This window comes from Nocardioides epinepheli (assembly GCF_037936805.1).
Lineage (GTDB): Bacteria > Actinomycetota > Actinomycetes > Propionibacteriales > Nocardioidaceae > Nocardioides.
The window spans coordinates 1-1402 of the sequence record NZ_JBBMMC010000033.1 but is presented as its reverse complement, the minus strand read 5'-3'; the positions used below and the strand labels follow the sequence as shown (position 1 = coordinate 1402).

Here is a 1402-nt window from a genome sequence, read left to right as displayed (position 1 = left end):
AGATCACCTACTCCTTCACCGTCACCAACACCGGCAACGTGCCGCTGAGCTCGGTGCGGGTCGATGACCCGAAGCTGGACAACGTGGTGTGCACCCCGACTTCCTTGGCGCCGGGGGACACCGCGACGTGTACCGCCGACCCGTATGTGGTGACCGCGGCTGATGAGGCCGCCGGCACGGTGGTGAACACCGCGACCGCGCACGGCACCCCGCCGACCGGCCCCGGCGTCCCGCCCGAGGTCACCGACACCGATACCACCACGACGCCGATCGACACTCCGTCGATCGCGTTGGACAAGCAGGTCGCCTCGATCGAGGACGTCAACGACTCGGGTCTGGTCGATGCGGGTGATGAGATCACCTACACCTTCACCGTGACCAACACCGGGAACGTGACCTTGGACCCGGTCCAGGTCAACGACCCGCTGGTCGGTGCGGTGACCTGCTCTCCGAACGCGTTGGCGCCGACGGAGTCGGTCACCTGCACCGCCGACCCCTACGTCATCCAGCCCGGCGATCAGGGCGGCACCGTGGTGAACACCGCCACCGCGACCGGCACCCCGCCCCGCGGCCCGGACGTCTCGGCCACCGACACCACGACGACGAGCATCGACACCCCGGCTCCGTCCATCCTTCTGGAGAAGTCGGTGGCGGGCATCGCTGACACCAATGGTTCGGGTCTGACCGATGCGGGTGATGAGATCACCTACACCTTCACCGTCACCAACACCGGCAACGTGCCGCTCTCGCAGGTCGAGGTCGACGACCCCCTGCTGGGTGCGGACGCGGTGACCTGCACGCCGACCTCGCTGGCACCGGGCGCGGTGGCCACGTGCACGGCCGACCCGTACGTGATCAAGCAGTCCGACCAGGGCGGCAATGTGGTGAACACCGCGACCGCCAGCGGCACCCCGCCGTCGGGTCCGGACGTCGAGGACGAGTCCTCGACGAGCACTCCGGTGCAGACGCCGGCGCCGTCGATCGAGTTGGACAAGTCGGTGGCTGGGATCAATGACGTGAACGGGTCGGGTGTGACCGATGCGGGTGATGAGATCACCTACTCGTTCACGGTGACTAACACCGGGAATGTGCCGCTCTCGCAGGTCGAGGTCGATGACCCGAAGCTGGACAACGTGGTGTGCACCCCGACGTCCTTGGCTCCGGGGGACACCGCGACGTGTACCGCCGACCCGTATGTGGTGACCGCGGCCGACGAGACCGCCGGCACCGTGGTGAACACCGCGACCGCGCACGGCACCCCGCCGGCGGGTCCGGGTGTTCCGGCCGAGGTGACCGACACCGACACCACCACGACGCCGATCGACACTCCGTCGATCGCGTTGGACAAGCAGGTCGCCTCGATCGAGGACACGAACGACTCGGGTCTGGTCGATGCGGGTGA

General features: G+C 68.0%; 1 protein-coding gene. It reads left to right on the top strand.

Annotation, left to right across the window (positions count from 1 at the left end; all coding sequences use genetic code 11):
• Nucleotides 1-1402: CLIPPER-2 domain-containing protein (locus tag WMR31_RS22095; protein ID WP_445321665.1), on the top strand; the 1402-nt coding region annotated here is incomplete at both ends.